Origin of the sequence: Alistipes sp. CHKCI003 (assembly GCF_900021155.1) — a bacterium.
Classification (GTDB): Bacteria; Bacteroidota; Bacteroidia; order Bacteroidales; family Rikenellaceae; genus Alistipes; species Alistipes excrementavium.
On record NZ_FCNT01000050.1, the window covers coordinates 38,473 to 55,697 of the forward strand.

At 62.2% G+C, this 17,225-nt stretch carries 14 protein-coding genes; 3 read left to right on the plus strand and 11 right to left on the minus strand.

The annotated features are described in order from the left end of the window. Positions 1-35: 35 nt before the first annotated feature. The 8 genes from BN3659_RS05925 to BN3659_RS05960 form a co-directional block, all read right to left on the minus strand. Positions 36-1,643 (minus strand): DUF4270 family protein, encoded by a 1,608-nt coding sequence (locus BN3659_RS05925; protein ID WP_091535330.1) that lies wholly within the window; start codon positions 1,641-1,643, stop codon positions 36-38. Then, positions 1,627-2,436, minus strand: a complete 810-nt coding sequence (locus BN3659_RS05930; protein ID WP_091535331.1) for a glycogen/starch synthase — start codon at positions 2,434-2,436, stop codon at positions 1,627-1,629. The genes BN3659_RS05925 and BN3659_RS05930 overlap by 17 nt, the downstream gene beginning before the upstream one ends. A 148-nt stretch (positions 2,437-2,584) precedes the next feature. Further along, a complete protein-coding gene (gene queA / locus BN3659_RS05935; protein ID WP_091535333.1) occupies positions 2,585-3,634 on the minus strand; it encodes a tRNA preQ1(34) S-adenosylmethionine ribosyltransferase-isomerase QueA in 1,050 nt (349 codons plus the stop codon). A 64-nt stretch (positions 3,635-3,698) separates the two neighbouring features. Beyond that, positions 3,699-4,436 carry a tRNA pseudouridine(55) synthase TruB gene (gene truB / locus BN3659_RS05940; RefSeq protein WP_091535334.1) on the minus strand — a complete coding sequence of 246 codons (738 nt, stop codon included), beginning with the start codon at positions 4,434-4,436 and terminating at the stop codon, positions 3,699-3,701. Between the two features lie 4 nt (positions 4,437-4,440). Continuing rightward, positions 4,441-5,232 carry an undecaprenyl-diphosphate phosphatase gene (locus BN3659_RS05945; protein ID WP_091535335.1) on the minus strand — a complete coding sequence of 264 codons (792 nt, stop codon included), beginning with the start codon at positions 5,230-5,232 and terminating at the stop codon, positions 4,441-4,443. 3 nt (positions 5,233-5,235) lie between these two features. Next, positions 5,236-5,487, minus strand: a complete 252-nt coding sequence (locus BN3659_RS05950; protein ID WP_091535339.1) for a DUF3098 domain-containing protein — start codon at positions 5,485-5,487, stop codon at positions 5,236-5,238. Beyond that, a complete protein-coding gene (locus tag BN3659_RS05955) occupies positions 5,488-6,369 on the minus strand; it encodes a cell division protein FtsX (RefSeq protein ID WP_091535340.1) in 882 nt (293 codons plus the stop codon). A gap of 301 nt (positions 6,370-6,670) precedes the next feature. Then, the gene (locus BN3659_RS05960; protein WP_141682516.1) at positions 6,671-9,166 is read right to left on the minus strand and encodes a YfhO family protein; all 2,496 of its coding nucleotides are present in this window, start codon (positions 9,164-9,166) and stop codon (positions 6,671-6,673) included. A gap of 191 nt (positions 9,167-9,357) precedes the next feature. Here BN3659_RS05960 and BN3659_RS05965 point away from each other — a divergent pair, with 191 nt between their 5' ends. After that, positions 9,358-10,344: a polyprenyl synthetase family protein gene (locus BN3659_RS05965; RefSeq protein ID WP_091535341.1), complete on the plus strand. Its 987-nt coding sequence runs from the start codon at positions 9,358-9,360 to the stop codon at positions 10,342-10,344. 202 nt (positions 10,345-10,546) lie between these two features. Then, the gene (locus BN3659_RS05970) at positions 10,547-11,824 is read left to right on the plus strand and encodes an MFS transporter (RefSeq protein WP_091535342.1); all 1,278 of its coding nucleotides are present in this window, start codon (positions 10,547-10,549) and stop codon (positions 11,822-11,824) included. Positions 11,825-12,242: 418 nt separating this feature from the next. Here BN3659_RS05970 and BN3659_RS05975 read toward each other — a convergent pair whose 3' ends face one another. Continuing rightward, on the minus strand, positions 12,243-14,456 hold the full coding sequence (locus tag BN3659_RS05975) for a RelA/SpoT family protein (protein WP_091535343.1): 2,214 nt from the start codon (positions 14,454-14,456) through the stop codon (positions 12,243-12,245). A gap of 207 nt (positions 14,457-14,663) precedes the next feature. On the opposite strand from BN3659_RS05975, the gene trhA reads away from it, so the two are divergent. Further along, entirely contained in the window at positions 14,664-15,326 is a 663-nt protein-coding gene (trhA, locus tag BN3659_RS05980; RefSeq protein ID WP_091535405.1) for a PAQR family membrane homeostasis protein TrhA, read from the plus strand. Here the strand turns inward: trhA and menA are convergent. Both menA and BN3659_RS05990 read right to left on the minus strand, forming a co-directional pair. Beyond that, complete coding sequence (gene menA / locus BN3659_RS05985; RefSeq protein WP_171847721.1) at positions 15,320-16,216, minus strand: 1,4-dihydroxy-2-naphthoate octaprenyltransferase; 897 nt, start codon at positions 16,214-16,216, stop codon at positions 15,320-15,322. The genes trhA and menA overlap by 7 nt on opposite strands. Next, positions 16,213-16,986 carry a class I SAM-dependent methyltransferase gene (locus BN3659_RS05990; RefSeq protein WP_091535344.1) on the minus strand — a complete coding sequence of 258 codons (774 nt, stop codon included), beginning with the start codon at positions 16,984-16,986 and terminating at the stop codon, positions 16,213-16,215. Before BN3659_RS05990 ends, menA begins: the two co-directional genes overlap by 4 nt. Positions 16,987-17,225 lie beyond the last annotated feature (239 nt).

Below are 17,225 nucleotides of genomic sequence, written 5' to 3' on the forward strand. Positions count from 1 at the left end.
TAGGCCGGTCGCACATTCCTGTCGTATTGTAACTTTTACTTTATCAGCGTGTACGTGAGGTCTATTTTCAGCGGTGCCGTATTCCCCTCGCCGGCCATGCCCTGCACGTCGGTGAAATAGTTCGTGTAGAGGCTGTATGCTTCGGGGCCGAGATAGAGCGAGCGGTCCGCTATTTTCGAGAGGTCCACCGCCTCGTCGTCCGAGCGGCGGGAGCCTTTCGCCTCGATGTAGCTGTTCCACAACTTCTGGATGTAACCCGAGATGTCGAGCGCGAAACAGCCCTGACTGCGGTTGATGTAGCCGCCGTAGGCCAGTACGTAGTTCTCGTAATTTTTCTCCGAGTAGAAGTCGTAGTCGGGAATGGCGGTCAGGGTTTTGAAGTCGGTGTAGCTGCCGATGCGGTCGAGCGAAGCCTCCATCAGAGGCGTTACGACCGCCTGATCGAGTTTCTCCCACGCATAGTCCGCGCCTCGGAAGTAAAGATTCAGGATCGCGCGGTTCACGGCGAGCGTCCGGTAGTTTTCGGACGGCTCGCCGCCGTTCGAGGCGGCCGCCTCTTTGTTGACACGGTCGATTTCCGCTTCGAGGGCGTCGAAGAACGCTTGTGTGAAGGTCAGCTCCGTGATGACGCCTCCCATGCCCGAGACGATGACGTTCTGCGTGATCGGACGGTCGGGATTGGTCTCCACGGCATCTTCGATATTGATTTCGGAGCCTGTGTAGTCGTGCCGCACGATGTTCACCGACTGATTGCCCGCGGCCGTAACCTGCGAATCGTAGAAGTAGTAGGTGGCTCCGATCGTGTCTTTGATGAGCGTAGGGTCCGATTCTACGCGGTTGCGGGCATAGACGGAGAAACCCGACGAGGAGAGCGCGGTTCCGTATACGGAGCCTTTGCCCGCTTCGGTTACGGTCTTTGCCGGTTTGATGTAGAGGCCTTTGAATACGTCGACGAACTTTTTCGGGTCCTGATAAACGGTGTAGTCCACGTCGGTCTGCACGGGTGTCTTGCCGTCCGAGATCATCAGCCGGTAGACGAATTCGCGGCCGCGCTCGGTCGGAGTCATCGTAACCGACCGTCCGTTTTCGCCTGTTACGAGGCCGCTTTCGTCCGGAAAGGTGAAGCTGAAAAGCGGTTCGTCGCTCACGTAGGGCGTGGGGTCGAAGTTGAGATAGAACGTCGTATCGCCGTTTTTCGTGAGATAGTCGTTGCTCGTGATTTCGTAGACGTTGAAGGTCTGCGGAGTGATCGTGTCGCGTCCGTGTGCGGAGATCGAAAGGATGATTTGCGCGGAGTCGAAGATCGGACGATAACCGAAATACCCATCCTCGATGGTGTAATAGCTCAGATATTGGGACATGAATCCCGCTTCGGCGAAGCCGGTGGTATCGTTGCGCGTCGAGCCGAAATAGCCCGTGCCGAGATTGGCTGCGCGGACGGAATCCGTCTGATAGAGACGGGTCTCGAAGAGGCGTTCGGCCGCGGTCAGGCGCAGCGTCCCCGTGCGCATCTCCTGATTGTCGGGCAGGAAGCCCGTACCGAGCGTGTCGTCGGAGGTCGTGCAGCCGCCCAGCGCTGCGGCGGCGACCGACAGCGCGGCCCACGTACGGAAGATGCGGCGGAACCTATTGAATCTCATCATAGAAACGATTGTAGTTTGCGAAAAAGTCCTCCGCCTCGGGCGATTGGTATTCGAGGAGGGGCTTTCCGCTGCCGCGTGCGATTTCCAACACCGCGGGGGCGACTTCTTCCGAAGCAACGATCACACCGTCGGCATAGTTCATAACGAAGCGGCAGAGGTTTTCGTATGACGGGGAGTCGAGAATTTCGAGATTTTTGTCTTTGACCCCTTCGTTGGCGATCTTCGTGCGGAAGCCTTTGTCCAGCTCCCCGTCGAAGCCGTCGCCGTAGAGCGATACGACGACTTTCACGTGGCGGAAGATGGGGTCGTCGGCGAAGACCTTTTTCAGGTAGACGGGCATGACGCCCGTGAACCAGCCGTGGCAGTGTACGATCGTGGGGGGCCAACGCAGTTTCTTGACCGTTTCCAGCACACCCCGCGCAAAAAAGATGGCTCGTTCGTCGTTGTCGGGGAAGTAGTGTCCGTCTGCGTCTTCGAGCACGGCCTTGCGGGCGAAGTAGTCGTCGTTGTCGATGAAGTAGATCTGCACGCGCGCCGAGGGGATCGAAGCCACCTTGATGATGAGCTGGTGGTCGTTGTCGTCGATAATCAGGTTCATGCCCGAAAGCCGGATCACCTCGTGGAGCTGGTGGCGGCGTTCGTTGATGCAGCCGTAGCGCGGCATGAACGTACGGATCTCGTTGCCCCGCTCCTGCATGGCCTGCGAAAGACGGCGGCACAGAACGGAACCCTCCGTTTCGGGAAGATAGGGCGTGATCTCCTGACAGACGTACAATATCCTGCTTGATGCCATGGTCGAAAATTTTTACGGATACAAAGATAGTGAAAAAAATCGGAAACATCGGAACTTCCCGCCTGCAAACGCGGCGCCCTCGCCCTTCCCTCGCTCTTCCCTCGCCGGAACGGGAGCCGCGGCCGCGGTCGGCACGCTGCGGACGGATTTACAGGATCAGCATCGCGTCGCCGTAGGTGCCGAAGCGGTATTTTTCTTCGCGGGCGATCTTGTAGGCGTTCATGATACGTTCGTAGCCCCCGAACGCCGCCACCATCATCAGCTGCGTGGAATAGGGCAGATGGAAGTTCGTTACCATGGCATCGGCCACCGTGAAGTCGTAGGGATAGAAGATGAACTTGTTGGTCCAGCCCTCCATGGGCTTGATCATGCCGCGGGTCGAAACGGCCGTTTCGAGCGTCCGCATGACGGTCGTTCCGATCGCTGCGATCTTGTGCCCCTGTTCCTTGGCGCGGTTGACGATACGGGCGGCCTCGTCCGTTACGAAGAACTGCTCGGAATCCATCTTGTGTTTCGAGAGGTCCTCGACGTCCACCGTGCGGAAATTGCCCAGCCCGACGTGGAGCGTTACGAAGGCGCTGTCGATGCCGCGGATCTCCATGCGCTTCATCAGGTGTTTCGAGAAGTGCATGCCGGCCGTCGGAGCGGCCACGGCGCCCTCGTGGCGGGCGAAGATCGTCTGATAGCGTTCGGCGTCTTCGGGTTCGACCTTTTCGCGGACCCATTTCGGCAGAGGCGTTTCGCCCATCTTGAACAGCGCCTCCTTGAACTCCTCGTACGAGCCGTCGAACAGAAAACGCAGCGTGCGGCCGCGCGAAGTGGTGTTGTCGATCACTTCGGCCACCAGAAGGTCGTCGTCGCCGAAGTAGAGTTTGTTGCCGATGCGGATCTTGCGGGCGGGATCCACCAGCACGTCCCAGAGCCGCAGCTCGCGGTTGAGTTCGCGCAGCAGGAAGATTTCGATCTCGGCGCCCGTTTTCTCCTTGTTGCCGTACAGCCGGGCCGGGAAGACCTTCGTGTCGTTGAAGACGAAGACGTCCTTTTCGCCGAAGTAGTCGATGATGTCCTTGAAAATGCGGTGTTCGACGGTTCCTTTCGCACGGTTGACGACCATCAGGCGCGATTCGTCGCGATTGACGGCCGGATATTTGGCCAGCAGCTCGGGGCTGAAGTCGTACCCGTATTGAGATAATTTCATAGCTGTAAATGATCGTTTGGTCCGGACACGGAAATATGGATTGTAAATAAATACGTGAAAAAATCTATTTTGTTTCGCTCATTTCGAGTCTTTGCAGAAAAAATTCCAGATCGTAGGCCATGTCGAGCCGGAAGCCGCCGCTGCGCGTGCGCCGGAGCGATTCGAGATGGGCGCCGCTGCGGAGCGCTTCGCCGATTTCGCGGCCCAGCGAACGGATATAGGTTCCCTTGCTGCAACGCACGTGCACGCGGATGCGCGGCAGGTCGCATGCCACGAGGTTCATTTCGTAGATGCGGATGAGCGACTGTCTGAGTTCGACCTCTTCGCCCGCACGGGCCAGTTCGTAGGCGCGCGTGCCTTCGATTTTTTTGGCCGAATAGAGAGGCGGGGTCTGATAGCGTTCGCCCGTGAGCGAGGCGAGCGCTTCGAGGACCATCTCGCGCGTGATGTGCTCCGTGGGATAGGTCTTGTCGACGGGGTGTTCGAGGTCGTAGCTGGGTGTCGTGGCTCCGAGCCGGATGTCGGTTACATACTCCTTCTCCTCGGCCTGCAATGCGTCCGCCATTTTGGTGGCCTTGCCGATGCAGACGACGAGGATGCCCGTCGCCAGCGGATCGAGCGTGCCGGCGTGGCCGACCTTGATTTTCGGGTATCCCAGATTGCGGAGCGTGAATTTGATCTTGCGCACCACGTCCGTGGAGGTCCATCCGAGCGGTTTGTCGATCACGGCGATGTAGCCCTCTTCGAAATTGATGCCCCGCAGATCGAGTTCGGCGGTGCGCACCGGTTGTTTCACGGTCATGGCGTCAAAAGAGGTAACTGAGGATCGAGACCGTGCCGGCCAGTGCGCAGTAGAGGGCGAACCAGATGAGACGGCCGCGTTTGACGGTTTCGATCATGAATTTGCAGGCCAGACAGCCCGTTGCGAACGATGCGAGGAACCCTGCGGCGAGCGGTCCGGCGCCTACCGAAGCCGTCAGCGAGCCGTCGATGAGTTGCAGCAGCGTTTCGCCCATGATGGGCGCCAGCACCATGAGGAACGAGAATTGCGCCACGGCGGCTTTCCGGTTGCCCAGCAGCAGTCCCGTCGCGATGGTCGAACCCGAGCGCGAAAGACCCGGCATGGCGGCGCACGCCTGTGCCAGACCGATCAGGAAGGCGTCGCGGTAGGAGATGTGCTCCTTGGGACGGGGTTTGGCGTAGTAGGCGAACGCGAGCAGCGCCGCCGTGAGCAGCAGCATGGCGCCTACGAGGGCGAGGATCGCGGGCGATGCGAGCAGCGCGTCGAGCTGCTCCTTGAAGGCGAGCCCCACGATTCCGATGGGAATCATCGAGAGGATCAGTTTGAGGATGTAGCTCTTCTCCTCGTTCATCCCTCGCCGAAAGAGGCCGAGCAGCAGCCCCCGCACCTCGGGCCACAGTACGACGAGGGTGCTCAGCACCGTGGCGGCGTGGAGCGCCACGTCGAACGAGAGGTTCTCTTCGAGCCGCACGCCCAGCAGCTCCTTGGCTATCTGGAGGTGTCCGCTGCTCGACACGGGCAGGAACTCGGTAATTCCCTGCACGATGCCGAGCAGGATCGCTTGTAGGGTGTCCATAGGCTAATAGCGTTTCAGGATGGCGTAGATTTCCATGACGAAGCCGCCGACCACGAGGATCGGGGCCAGCGTGATGCGCCGCCACGAGAACATGGCGTAGTTGAACTCGTCGGGCGAGTCGCTGCCTCCGCCGGCCATCAGTACGAAGCCGAGGAGGATGATGCCGAAGCCGGCGAGCAGCAGGATGTAGTTTTTGCGCGTAAGCGGCATTTTCGGATTTTCCGTCTGCGGGGTGTTCTGTTCTGTGGTTTTCATTCAGTAGAGGTATATCTTGTTGGTTTTCATGTTGACGAATTTGTTGACCGCGAAGAAGGTGAACAGCAGCGAGATCAGGATGCCGCCGGCGACCATCGTGCCGAGAATGATGCCCACCTTGCCCGCTTCGGCGACGGTCGTCAGCTCGGGGATGGTCTCGTTCAGCCCCCAGACCGCCAGTACGAATAGGAGCGCCGCGCCCAGTCCGGCGAGGATGCCCTGTGTGATGCTGCTCGCAAGGAACGGCCTCATGATGAACCACTTGGTCGCACCCACCAGTTTCATCGTGTTGATGAGGTAGCGTTTCGAGAAGATCGCCAGCCGGATGGTGTTGTTCAGCAGGATGAGCGAAATCGCGAGCAGTGCGCCGCCGAAGAGCAGCAGCACCAGACGGATCCGGTTCACGGTCGTATGGAGCCGTTCGATCATCATCGCCGGATAGGAGACGCGATCCACGCCCTCCATCGCTTCGACCTTGCGGACGAATGCCTCCAGCTCCTCCCGTTGCTCCGAGCGGGACGTGAGCTTCAGCTCGAACGAGTCGAGCAGCGGGTTCTCTTCGAGGATCTCCTCGAACTCGCTTTCGAACATTTTGCGGAAGTCGTTGTCGGCGAGCTTCTCCTCCTTCGGGGAGTAGGCGATCGTACCGACGAGCGGTTCGGCCGTGAGTTGTGCGGTGAGCCGCTCGCGCTGTTCGTCGGAGAGGCCGTTGCGGAGTTCGACCGTAACCGATACGCTCTCCTGCAACGTGCGGGCCATCTTCATCGCCGCCGTCATCAGGTAGCCCACCGAACCCAGCAGGAAGAGCACCAGCGAGATGCTCACCGTGGATACGATGTACGAATTGCGGACTTTGCGTTTGAGCCTTTTGTCGTCTTTCATTTTCCGATGTTCTTGGTCTGTTTCGTACTGTAATTTCTGTTTTTGCGGAGACGGACGCGCGTCTCAGCCCCTCGTCTGTCGGCCTCGGCCGGTTTCCGGTCCGTATTCGTCGGGCGGCTCGCCGCCCGGGCGCGGGCTCGGAAGAGGCCGCCGTGCCGCCGTGTTCCCTGTCCGGGAGCCTCTTTCCCGGGAGCTTCCCCGCGTTTTTTACTTTTCCCGGCGCATCCGGTCGGCGCTTTTCGTTCGCTCCGGCGTTTCGGGGCGTCCCGTGCATCGTGTCCGTCCCGGCATTGCGGCGGATTCAGCGGCCCGTGCCGTTTGTCGGCCGCTGTTCTTTTGCGTGCCGCAGCCGTCGGACGGTCCCGACGGCGAGGACCGCACCCGCACCCGCGAGGATGACGAGCGACGAGAGGAGCGTTACCGCTTCGACCGCCCGCCAGCGAGGGGCCCGGAAGCGCCATTCGACGGTGTGCGTGCCTGCCGGCAGCTCCATGGCCCGCAGGACGTAGTCGGCGCGGAAGTAGGGGGCTTCGCGGCCGTCGACATAGGCCGTCCACCCTTTGTCGTAATAGATCTCCGAGAAGACCGCGACGGCCGGTGCGTCGGCCGTGTATTCGTAGCGGAGGTAGTTGGGCCGGTATTCCGCGAGCCGGATTTCGCCCGTTCCCTGCGGCCGTGCCTCTACGCCCGAGACCACCGCCGTGGTCTTGGTGTCGATGCGGCCCAGAAGGTCGATCTCCTCCTGCGGCGTCTTGGCGTTCGCGAGTTCGCCGACGAACCACGCGGCGCCGTTCTCCGTGCCGCGCCGCACGGCGGTCGGCGTGCCGTCGTCCGAGGGCAGGATTTCGTAGCGTGTGTTGAGCATGTCCAGCACGTTCGGGTCGCGCAGCGACAGATAGCGGTCGATGAGGTCCTGATAGCGCGAGAGCTTGGCGCCGTGATAGCCTCCCACCGAGCGGTGGAAATAGGAGGTCGTGGCGTCGTTGAAGGGGCTCACCGTGAGGTTCAGCACGCGGAAGCCCGGCTCCTTGTCGGCGAGGATCTGCCGGTCGGCTTCGGTCGCTGCGATCCGACGGCGCTGCGGGGATACGAAACTGTCGTGCGGCAGGTAGCGCAGGTCGACGGGGATCAGATCCGCGGCGATGAGCAACGCGGCGGCCGCCGTGAGGAGGTATTTGCCGATGCGGCGTGCGGCATAGAGCCAGACGGCGCCCGCCGTCAGAACGATGAAGAGCAGCGAACGCCACGCATCGGCCTGCATGAGCGAGAGCCGTTCGGCGGCCATCGCATTGCCCAGTGCGAGACCCATCTCCTCGGGCATGCCGCGGTCGATGTATTCCTGCATGCCCGCTTGCTGGAACATGTAGACGAACTGTTCGGTCATGAACGAAGCGCCCGTCTCGCGGCCGAAGTCGAAGAGCGCGCCGCCTGCGACGGCGAACAGCAGGCAGAGCCCGCCGGTGATGCCGGCGGCCCATGCGATCCCTCTGCGCAGGCGTCGGGGATCGAGATCGTCCTGCCACAGCCGCCAGAGCGCCAACGCACCCATGAGCGGTACGGTCCACTGCACCACGACGAGGGTCATCGAGACCGTGCGGAACTTGTTGTAGCCGGGCAGCAGCTTGAACATCAGCTCGGTGAACCACATGAAATTCTGGCCCCACGCCAGCAGGAGCATGAAGCCCGAGATGCCGAGGAGCCACCAGCGGTCGCGGCCGCGCACGAGGAAACAGCCCAGCACGGCGAGGAACACCGCGACGGCGCCCAGATAGGTCGGGCCGGCCGTGTAGGGCTGGTCGCCCCAGTAGGCGGGCAGCTGCTCCGCGACGGAGCCTTGCAGTCCGTATTCGTGCAGGGCGGCGGCCACGGGACCGTCGGCCGAGAAGCCCGAGCCGGAGTCGCCGCCCATGAAGTCGGGGATCAGCAGGTTGAAACTCTCGGTTTTGCCGTAGCTCCATGCCGTGGCATAGTCGAGGGACAGTCCGTCGGAGGCGCTTTCGCTGCCGGAGGCCAGTTCCGAGCCGCCGCGTATGGTCTCCGGGGTGTGCTGGGCCGTGTACCACAGTGGCGAAAAGTTCGAGCCTACGGCCAGCACTCCTGCGCCCGCGAGCAGGGCCGTGCGCCGTGCGAAGTCGCGGAGCGTGCGTCCTTTCGCGGCTGCGACGAGTTCGGCGATCCAGAGGGCTGCCATCGCCAGCAGGAAGTAATAGGTGATCTGCGGATGGTTGGCGCCGATTTCGAGCGAGGCGAAGAGGGCCGTCAGGGCCGCGCCGGCCCACATATTTCCCCGGAGCGTCATCCATGCTCCGCCCATCATCAGCGGAGCGTAGACCGCAGCCCACATCTTGGTGATGTGTCCGGCGCCGATGATGAGGAAGAAGTAGGTCGAAAGCCCGTAGGCGAGCGCACCCGCTGCGGCGACCCACGGACCGACGCCCACGATCAGCAGCATGATCCACATGGCCGTCGAGGCGAAGAAGAGGAAGGCGGCGGGGGTGTCGAGCAGGCGGACGACCGGTGCGGCCGCCTCCTTGACGAGCTGGGCCGGATAGGCCACGTTGATCAGGTAGGCCGGCATGCCGCCGAACATGTTGCCCGTCCACTGGGGGTCTTCGCCCGTCGCGGCGCGGTTGTCGCGGATGTCCTTGGTCATTCCTTCGTACTGCACCACGTCGTGCTGGGGCAGCACCTCGCCGCCGAACTGCGGGGCGAAGCAGACGACGCTGACGAGGAGGAAGAGCAGCAGAGCCGCTGCCGCGGAGCCTGCTTGGGCGAGAGCCGGTTTCGGAAATTTCATCGTTTCAAGGCTTAATCGGGGTACAAAGGTACGAATAAGTCGAGCGCAAAAGCAAATTTATTTGCTTTATTTGCGTTCTGCCGGGCGGGAATGCCCCGGGGGCATGCCGGAGGTGCGAAAAAAACAGGAGCATGCAGGGGCGTATGTGAAAAATGACTATCTTTGCATGGTTAATTCTGCAAATCTCTTTTATGGTAACACTCGAGGCTATCCGCCAACCCGTCGAACGGGATCTGCAAGCGTTCGATGCGTTCGTGGCCCAGAATATCAGCGCCGAGGGGGAGCTTTTGTCCGATATGTTGCGTTACGCCCTCTCTTCGCGCGGCAAGGGAATCCGTCCCACGATCGTGATGCTTTCGGCGGCGCTGAACGCTCCTCGGGGAGTTGCGGCCGGACGCCGGGTCCATCTCGCGGCGATGCTCGTGGAGATGATCCATGTGGCGTCGCTCATCCACGACGACGTGATCGACGAGTCGGACACGCGCCGCGGACGCCCTTCGGTCAACGCCCGCTGGCAGTCGCATCGCGCCGTACTGCTGGGCGACTACATTCTCGCACGGAATCTGAGCATCGGCATGTCCAGCGGCCAGTACGATCTGGTAACGCACGTCTGCAATTCGATGGCCACGCTCTGCGAGGGAGAGGCTCTGCAAAGCGATTGCGCGGCGCGGCACGACATGACGCGCCGCGACTATTTCGACATCATCCATAAAAAGACGGCGAGCCTGATCGCGGTCAGCGCTTCGGCCGGTGCGATGGCCGCCGGCGCATCGCAGGAGCGGGTGGCGCTCATGCACCGCTTCGGCGAGGCGGTGGGCATGGCCTTTCAGATTCAGGACGACATTCTCGATTATACGCGCACGGCCCATACGGGCAAGCCGGCCAATAACGACCTGCGCGAAGGCAAGATCACGCTCCCGTTGCTGGCGGTGCTGGAGCGTACGGACGGCGACCGCCGCCGCGAACTGCTCGCGAAACTCGCATCGTGCGGGCGGGACGAGGCGGCGGTGGAGTATTTGCAGCGGATCGTGGAGAACGGGGGCGGGCTCACGGCCGCAGCCGAGGTGATGCGCGGCTATTTGGCGAAGGCGACCGATATGCTCGCCGGATACGAGGCGTGCCCCGCGCGTTCGGCGCTGGCGGACCTCTGCCTTTATATCGCGGAACGCGACCGGTGATCCGCCTGCGGTGGGGGCGTGGAGCGGCGGAGACGATGGCATGCTGCGGGCCGGTAGCGTACGTACCGGCGAAAAAAGAGGTTGGTTGGTAAGGGATACGGACGTCCCCCCCCCGGCCCGGTCGGGGCTTCGCGCGGAAGCGCCGTGGCGGGGAGACGGCTGCAAGAATGATGAGACTATAATATTAAATCAAAACAGTAGTATGGAACAACACAAGAAAAACTACACGCTGCCCATCATCATGATGTTCGCGCTGTTCGCCATGATCTCGTTCGTTACGGGGCTCGCCAATCCGATGGGCGTGATCCTGAAGAACCAGTTCGCCGTCCCCAACTGGATGTCGCAGCTGGGCAATGCGGCCAATTTCATCGCCTATGCCTTCATGGGGCTGCCTGCGGGGCTCATGCTGCAGCGCATCGGCTATAAGAAGACGGCGCTGGCGGCGGTCGCCGTGGGATTCGTCGGCGTCGGCATACAGTACTTGTCGAGTCTGGCGGGCGAATCGGGCTTCGCGGTCTATCTGGCCGGCGCGTTCGTTTCGGGCTTTTCGATGTGCATGCTCAATACGGTGGTCAACCCCATGCTCAATACGCTGGGCGGCGGCGGCAAGCGCGGCAACCAGCTCATACAGTTCGGCGGTACGCTCAACTCGCTCTCGGCGACGATCGTTCCGGTGCTCGTGGGCTATCTGATGGGCAACGCCGCTTCGGCCACCATCGGCGACGCCGCGCCGGCCATGTTCATCGCCATGGGTATCTTCGCCGTGGTGTTCGTCGTGCTGCTTTCGATGCGGATTCCCGAGCCCTACGGCGTTACGTCGGAGAAGAAGGCCGAACGGAACGAGCACAGCGCCATGTCGTTCCGCCACTTCGTGCTCGGGACGATCGCCATCTTCGTCTATGTGGGCGTCGAGGTGGGCATCCCCAACTTCATGAATCTCTACGCCACCTCGGACCTCGGCATCAGCGCCACGGTCGCCGGCGCGCTCGTCGGGACCTATTGGTTCCTGATGCTCGTCGGCCGTTTCGCGGGCGGCATGATCGGCGCGAAATTTTCGAGCCGTGCGATGATCACGACGGTCGCTTCGCTGGGGATCGTACTGATTCTGCTGGCCGTGTTCCTGCCTCGGGACATCATGGTGAGCATGCCCGTCTTCCGCGAGGACATTTCGTTCGGACTTTTCGAAGTGCCGATCGGCGTCATGTTCTTCGTGCTGTGCGGCCTCTGTACGTCGGTGATGTGGGGGGGTATCTTCAACATGGCCGTCGAAGGGCTTGGCAAATACACTTCGGCCGCCTCGGGCATCTTCATGATGATGGTCTGCGGCGGCGGCATCCTGCCGCTCGTTCAGGGCGTCGTGGCCGACTCGGCAGGCTATCTGACCAGCTATCTGGTGGTGCTGGCCGGACTGGCCTACATCCTCTACTATGCGTTGTTCGGATCGAAGAATGTCAACCGGGATATTCCGGTGGGCGACTGATTTTCCGAAACGGGAAGGCGTTTCGAGGCGCCTGTTCGGATGAGAATCACCCTCGTCGGAGTCGTTTCCGGCGGGGGTGCGATCGTAATGAACGGATGCGTCGCACGGTTGGGTTTTCTGCTGAAGAGACATTCGACAGGCAGGCGGAAGCTCCCGAAAGAATTTCCGGTGTCCGAAGACGTATGACGCTCTCTTACGTCGTTTCCGGAGGAATCCTTACTCTTCGGGACGGGCCTTGCGGCCTCGATCGGCGGAACCAATTTTGGGAAGATTCCGATCCGGAGCCTGCCGCGGTCTATGGATGCCTGACAGGAATCGGAGCCGGAAACGCTCGAAGTGCCGCCATGCGGCTGCCGGCGCGGCCGCATGCTCTCCGGCACTCTTTTCCGCTGCGGGCGAAAGACGATCGCTGCGATCCTCAGTTGCGGATGCGATAGGCTTTCTGCACGCCTTTGATCCGCAGGATCGAGCGGATCAGACGCTCTGCGACGGCCGTGTCCGGTACTTCGACGCTGACTGTGCCGGTCGCCGTGCCGTCTTCGGTCGAGAAGTTCATCGAGCGGATGTCGAGCCCGTGATCGCGGCTGATGACCTCGGTGATGCGGTTGCCGATGCCCGTGAGGTCGGCCGCCACGATGCGGATCGTGAGGCGGAATGCTCCCTCGGCCTCCGAACGCCAGCGTGCTTCGATGATGCGGTAGGGGTAGTTTTCGCGCATGCGGCGGGCGTTGGGGCAGTCGGTGCGGTGGATCGTGATGCCGGCGTGGATCGTGATGAACCCGAACACTTCGTCGCCCCGGATGGGATTGCAGCAGCGGGCCAGTTTATATTCGATGTGGTTGATCCGGTCGTCGATCACCAACGCATCGCTGTGAGGTGTCTGAGGCGCATGCGCAGCGTCCTGTTCGCGGGCCGCCGTTTTCTGGCGGTCGGCTTCGGCCGCTGCCGCGCGGCGCTCCTCTGAGGCGGTTCCCGTAAGTTCGCGCGTGAGCAGCTCCTTCACGGTTCCGAGTTCGAGCCGTTGCGTGGCGATGAGGCCGTAGACCTCGGTCCCGGTCTTCAGCTTGTAGTATTTGCCCAGAAAAGCCACCGCTTCGTCGATGGTGTAGGGCATTTTCCAGTTCTTGAGTTTGCGTTCGAGCTCTTCGCGCCCCATGCGGGCGTGCTTGGCCTGCTCCTCGCGCAGGTATGCCTTGATCCGGTTGCGGGCCTTGGACGTAACGACGAATCCCAGCCAGTCGGCCTTGGGGGTCTGGTTCTTTTGAGTGAGGACCTCCACGATGTCGCCGTTGCGGAGTACCTCGCGGATCGGTACGGCGCGGTTGTTCACCTTGCCGCCCACGCAGGTGGCGCCGAGCGCCGTGTGGATGTCGAAGGCGAAGTCGAGCAGCGTGGCCCCTTCGGGCAGCTTGCGCAGATCGCCGTTGGGCGTGAAGGCGAAGACCTCGCCCGAAGCGGGTTTGGCGTCGAAGCGCTGGGCCAGCGCATGAGGCGTCTCTTCGATCAGTTCGCGCAGCTGGCTGAGCCACTCTTCGCTCGTGCGGGCCCCCTGATTGACGCCCTTGTAGCGCCAGTGGGCGGCGATGCCGCGTTCGGCCACGGCGTCCATGCGCTCGGTGCGGATCTGCACTTCGACCCACCGGCCTTCGGCCGACACGGTGGTGTGCAGCGACTCGTAGCCGTTGGACTTGGGGATCGAGATCCAGTCGCGCATGCGGTTGGGGTTGGGCGTGTAGAAATCCGTTACTACGGAGTAGACCGTCCAGCACTGCTGCTTTTCCTGCTCGGGAGGGCAGTCGATGATGATGCGGATGGCGAAGATGTCGTAGACGCCCTCGAACGGGACGCGCTGTTTGCGCATCTTGCTCCAGATCGAGAAGACCGACTTGGTGCGGCTCTTCACGTGATAGCGGATGCCCGTGCGGTCGAGCCGTTCGGTTACGGGCCGCAGAAAACGGTCGATGAAAGCCTTGCGTTCCTCCTCGGTCTCGGCGAGTTTGTCCACGATGCGGGCATAGTCCCGCGGTTCGAGGTATTTGAGCGCGATGTCTTCGAGTTCGCTCTTGATGTTGTAGAGGCCGAGTTTATGGGCGATCTGGGCATAGAGATTCAGGCTCTCCCAACTCTTCCTGCGCCATTTCTCGCGCGGGAAGATGGCCAGCGAGCGCATCACTTCGAGCCGGTCGGCCAGCTTGATGAGAATCACGCGCGGGTCTTCGGAGTAGGCGACGATCAGGTCGCGGAAGTTGTCGATCTGCGCCTTGTCGATTTTCAGCTTCGTCTCGGAGATGTTGCAGAGCCCCATCGTGATGCCGACGACCTCCGCTCCGAAGGATTCGCGGATGCGGGCCGTAAGTGCGGTGAATTCTTTGGTGCCGAGCGACTTGTGTGCGATGCGCACCACGTCGTGCAGAAGGGTCGCTACGACCGGGTTGCATTCCAGCCCCACTTCGCCGAGCACGATGCAGGCCACGGCGGCTGCGTGGTCCAGCAGCGGCGTACCGTCGTAGCGGGTCCGGCCGGCGAGTGCGCCGGCGGCGTATTCCAAGGCACGGTCCACCGTCGCCGCACTCTCGGCCGAGAAGCCGGTCCGTGCGAGGTCGCGCAATTTGTCGTAACGTGTAACGTCCATTCTATACCAACCTTATACCCTCGCAGACAAAGATAAGAAAAAAATCGCTATTTTTGAAGCGCAGCCGGTGTGCGGCCGGCCGCGGCCGTGCGGCGGCGTGGCCGGGTGCCTCTGAGGGGCGGGATGCTGTTGGCCGCGTCGGCTGCGGGCGGGGCACCGCCGGAAAACGAACGCCTTGCGGAAGGCATGAACGAATCGTCGGAAAGTATGGAACGGGAAAAAACGAAAAGGGTCTACGTACCTACGCGGGGCGAGGAGATCGCCAATACGCTGACACACGGCGTCATGTCGCTCGTCGCGCTGGCGGCGCTGCCGTTCGCGGCGGTTTGGGCCTACGTCCGCGATCCCGAGCCGGTCGTGGCGGCCGTCTCGGTGAGCGTCTTCGTGATCTCGATTTTTCTGATGCTGCTCGCATCGACGCTCTACCATTCGATGCCTCCTGCGTCGAAGCACAAGGCCGTGTTCCATGTCCTCGACCACATTTGCATCTTCGTCGCCATCGCCGGCACCTATACGCCGATCGCTCTCGTGGTGATCGGCGGCTGGCAGGGCATCTTCATCGCCGCGCTGCAATGGACGATGGTGCTCTTCGGCATCTTCTACAAATCGCTGTCGAAACGCCCGATTCCGGCCCTGAGCCTTACGATCTACCTCGTGATGGGATGGACGATCGTCTTTTTCCTCCCGACCTTCGTGCGTCATGCTTCGGTGCCGCTGCTGGCGCTGATCGCCGCTGGCGGCCTTTGCTATACGTTCGGTGCGTGGATCTATGCGAATAAGGGATTCCGCTATCACCACATGGTCTGGCATCTGACGATCGACCTCGGTGCGCTCTGCCATTTCGCAGGGATCGTCTTTTTCCTCTACTGAATCAGGATTCCGAGGGTCAGCAACACTCCGAAGAGGAGCAGATTGCGGGCCGTTTCGCCCAGCGAGGCGTTGAGCGCCTCGCCGTGATCCGTCCGCACCATCCTCCGCCATGCCGGCACGAACAGCAGCAGCCACCACGCTGCGGGAAGAGCGAGAGCCCAGTACGATCCCCGGATCGCCAGCGGCAGGCAGCACAGCATCGCCCCGGTGCCGAGCGCGAAGTAGCCCCATTTGCCGAACCCTTTGCCGAAACGGACCACGACGGTGCGTTTGCCGCACCGGGCGTCCTCCTCCCGGTCGCGGAAATTGTTGACCATCAGCATCGTGTCGATCACGAGCCCGCAGGCGAGCGCCGCGAAGGTGGTCTCCGTCGTCCACGTCCGGGCCTGCACGTAGTAGGTGAATCCGAGCGGCACGATCCCGAAAAAGAGGACGACGGCCGCATCGCCCAGCCCCTTGTAGGCCAGCGGCCACGGTCCTGCCGTATAGAGGTAGGCGGCCGCTACGCAGAGCAGTCCGATCCAGACGAGCCACCAGCCGCCGTACCAGAGCGGTCCGATGCCGACGGCTGCGGCGGCGGCCGTGAAGAGGGCGATGCCCGCTTTCATGGCCGGCGGCGTGATGTATCCCTTGGCGAAAGCGCGGTCGGGGCCGAGCCGGTCGGGTCGGTCCGAACCTTTCAGAAAGTCGAAGAGGTCGTTCACGAGGTTGGCCACGCACTGCATCAGCAGCGCGAACAGGAGACACAGCAGGGCGGGCTGCCAGCGGAAGGCGCCGTCGTGCCATGCGAGGGCCGTACCGGCGGCGACGGGAATCGCGGCCGCACCGAAACTGTATGGTCGCACGGCGACGATCCATGCGCGCAAGGAGTTGGTCTTGATGGGTTTCATGGTTTTTTGACGAGGTAAATTCTGTCGTTGGCTAAAGCGTAGCGTTCGCGTTCTTCGGGCGTGAAGCGGGCGGCGTAGTCGATCTCTTCGGCTTCGAATCCGGTGCTGCGCAGCCGGTCGGGATAGTCGCGGCCGAAGACGCGCCGGTGGTCGTACTGCCCGAAGAGGCGGGTCCGTTCCGCGGGGTCGGTGATCGAGTCGTCCTCGAAGGTCTCGGCGCGTGCACGATCGACGGGCGAGAGCACGATGCCCCAGCCGCCCGGACACAGAATGCGGTGCAGCTCGCGCAGAGCGGCGCGGTCGTCGGCGACGTGTTCGAGGATATGGTTGCAGATCACCGCGTCGAACGAAGCGTCGGGCAACGGGATCCGTTGGATGTCGAAGTGAAGATCCGCGAGCGGACTTTCGAGGTCGGCCGTTACGTAACGCGACGGTTCGGAGGCGTATATTCTCTTCAGCCGCCGCCCGAGGCACACTTCGGGCGCGATGTGGAGCAGACGCGGACGCCGCTCCGCGAGGTCCGTTTCGCGCGTGAGCCAAAGCCAGAGCAGGCGGTGGCGTTCGAGTGCGAGGCAGCGCGGGCAGAGCGCGTCGGGGCGCGGCACGACATAGCCGTAGGGCAGGAAGCGGCGGTATTCGGCTCCGCAGAGGGGGCACTCGCGTCCTTTGCCTTTGTAACACAGCCCCATGAGCGGCACGCTCCAGCCCGCGAGGCGCTGCATGGCGGGGCGCGGCACATGGTTGAGGCACCATTTGACGAATTTTTTCATACTTTTTTCTCTTCCGGCGTCGGGCCGGTCTTGTCGTGTTTTTCCCAGACGCATCCCGGACGGTGGGAAAAGCGTTCGGGCGGAGACGGTTGCCGAACGGCCTTGCGACTGCCGTCCGTGCGGCGTTTTCGTGCCTGCGGTCCGGCCGACGACGTGCATCGCGTCGGCCGACGTTCTGCCGACACACACCTCCCTCTTCCTCTCTCCGTACCGGACGTCAGGCCCCCGAGGCGGAGAGT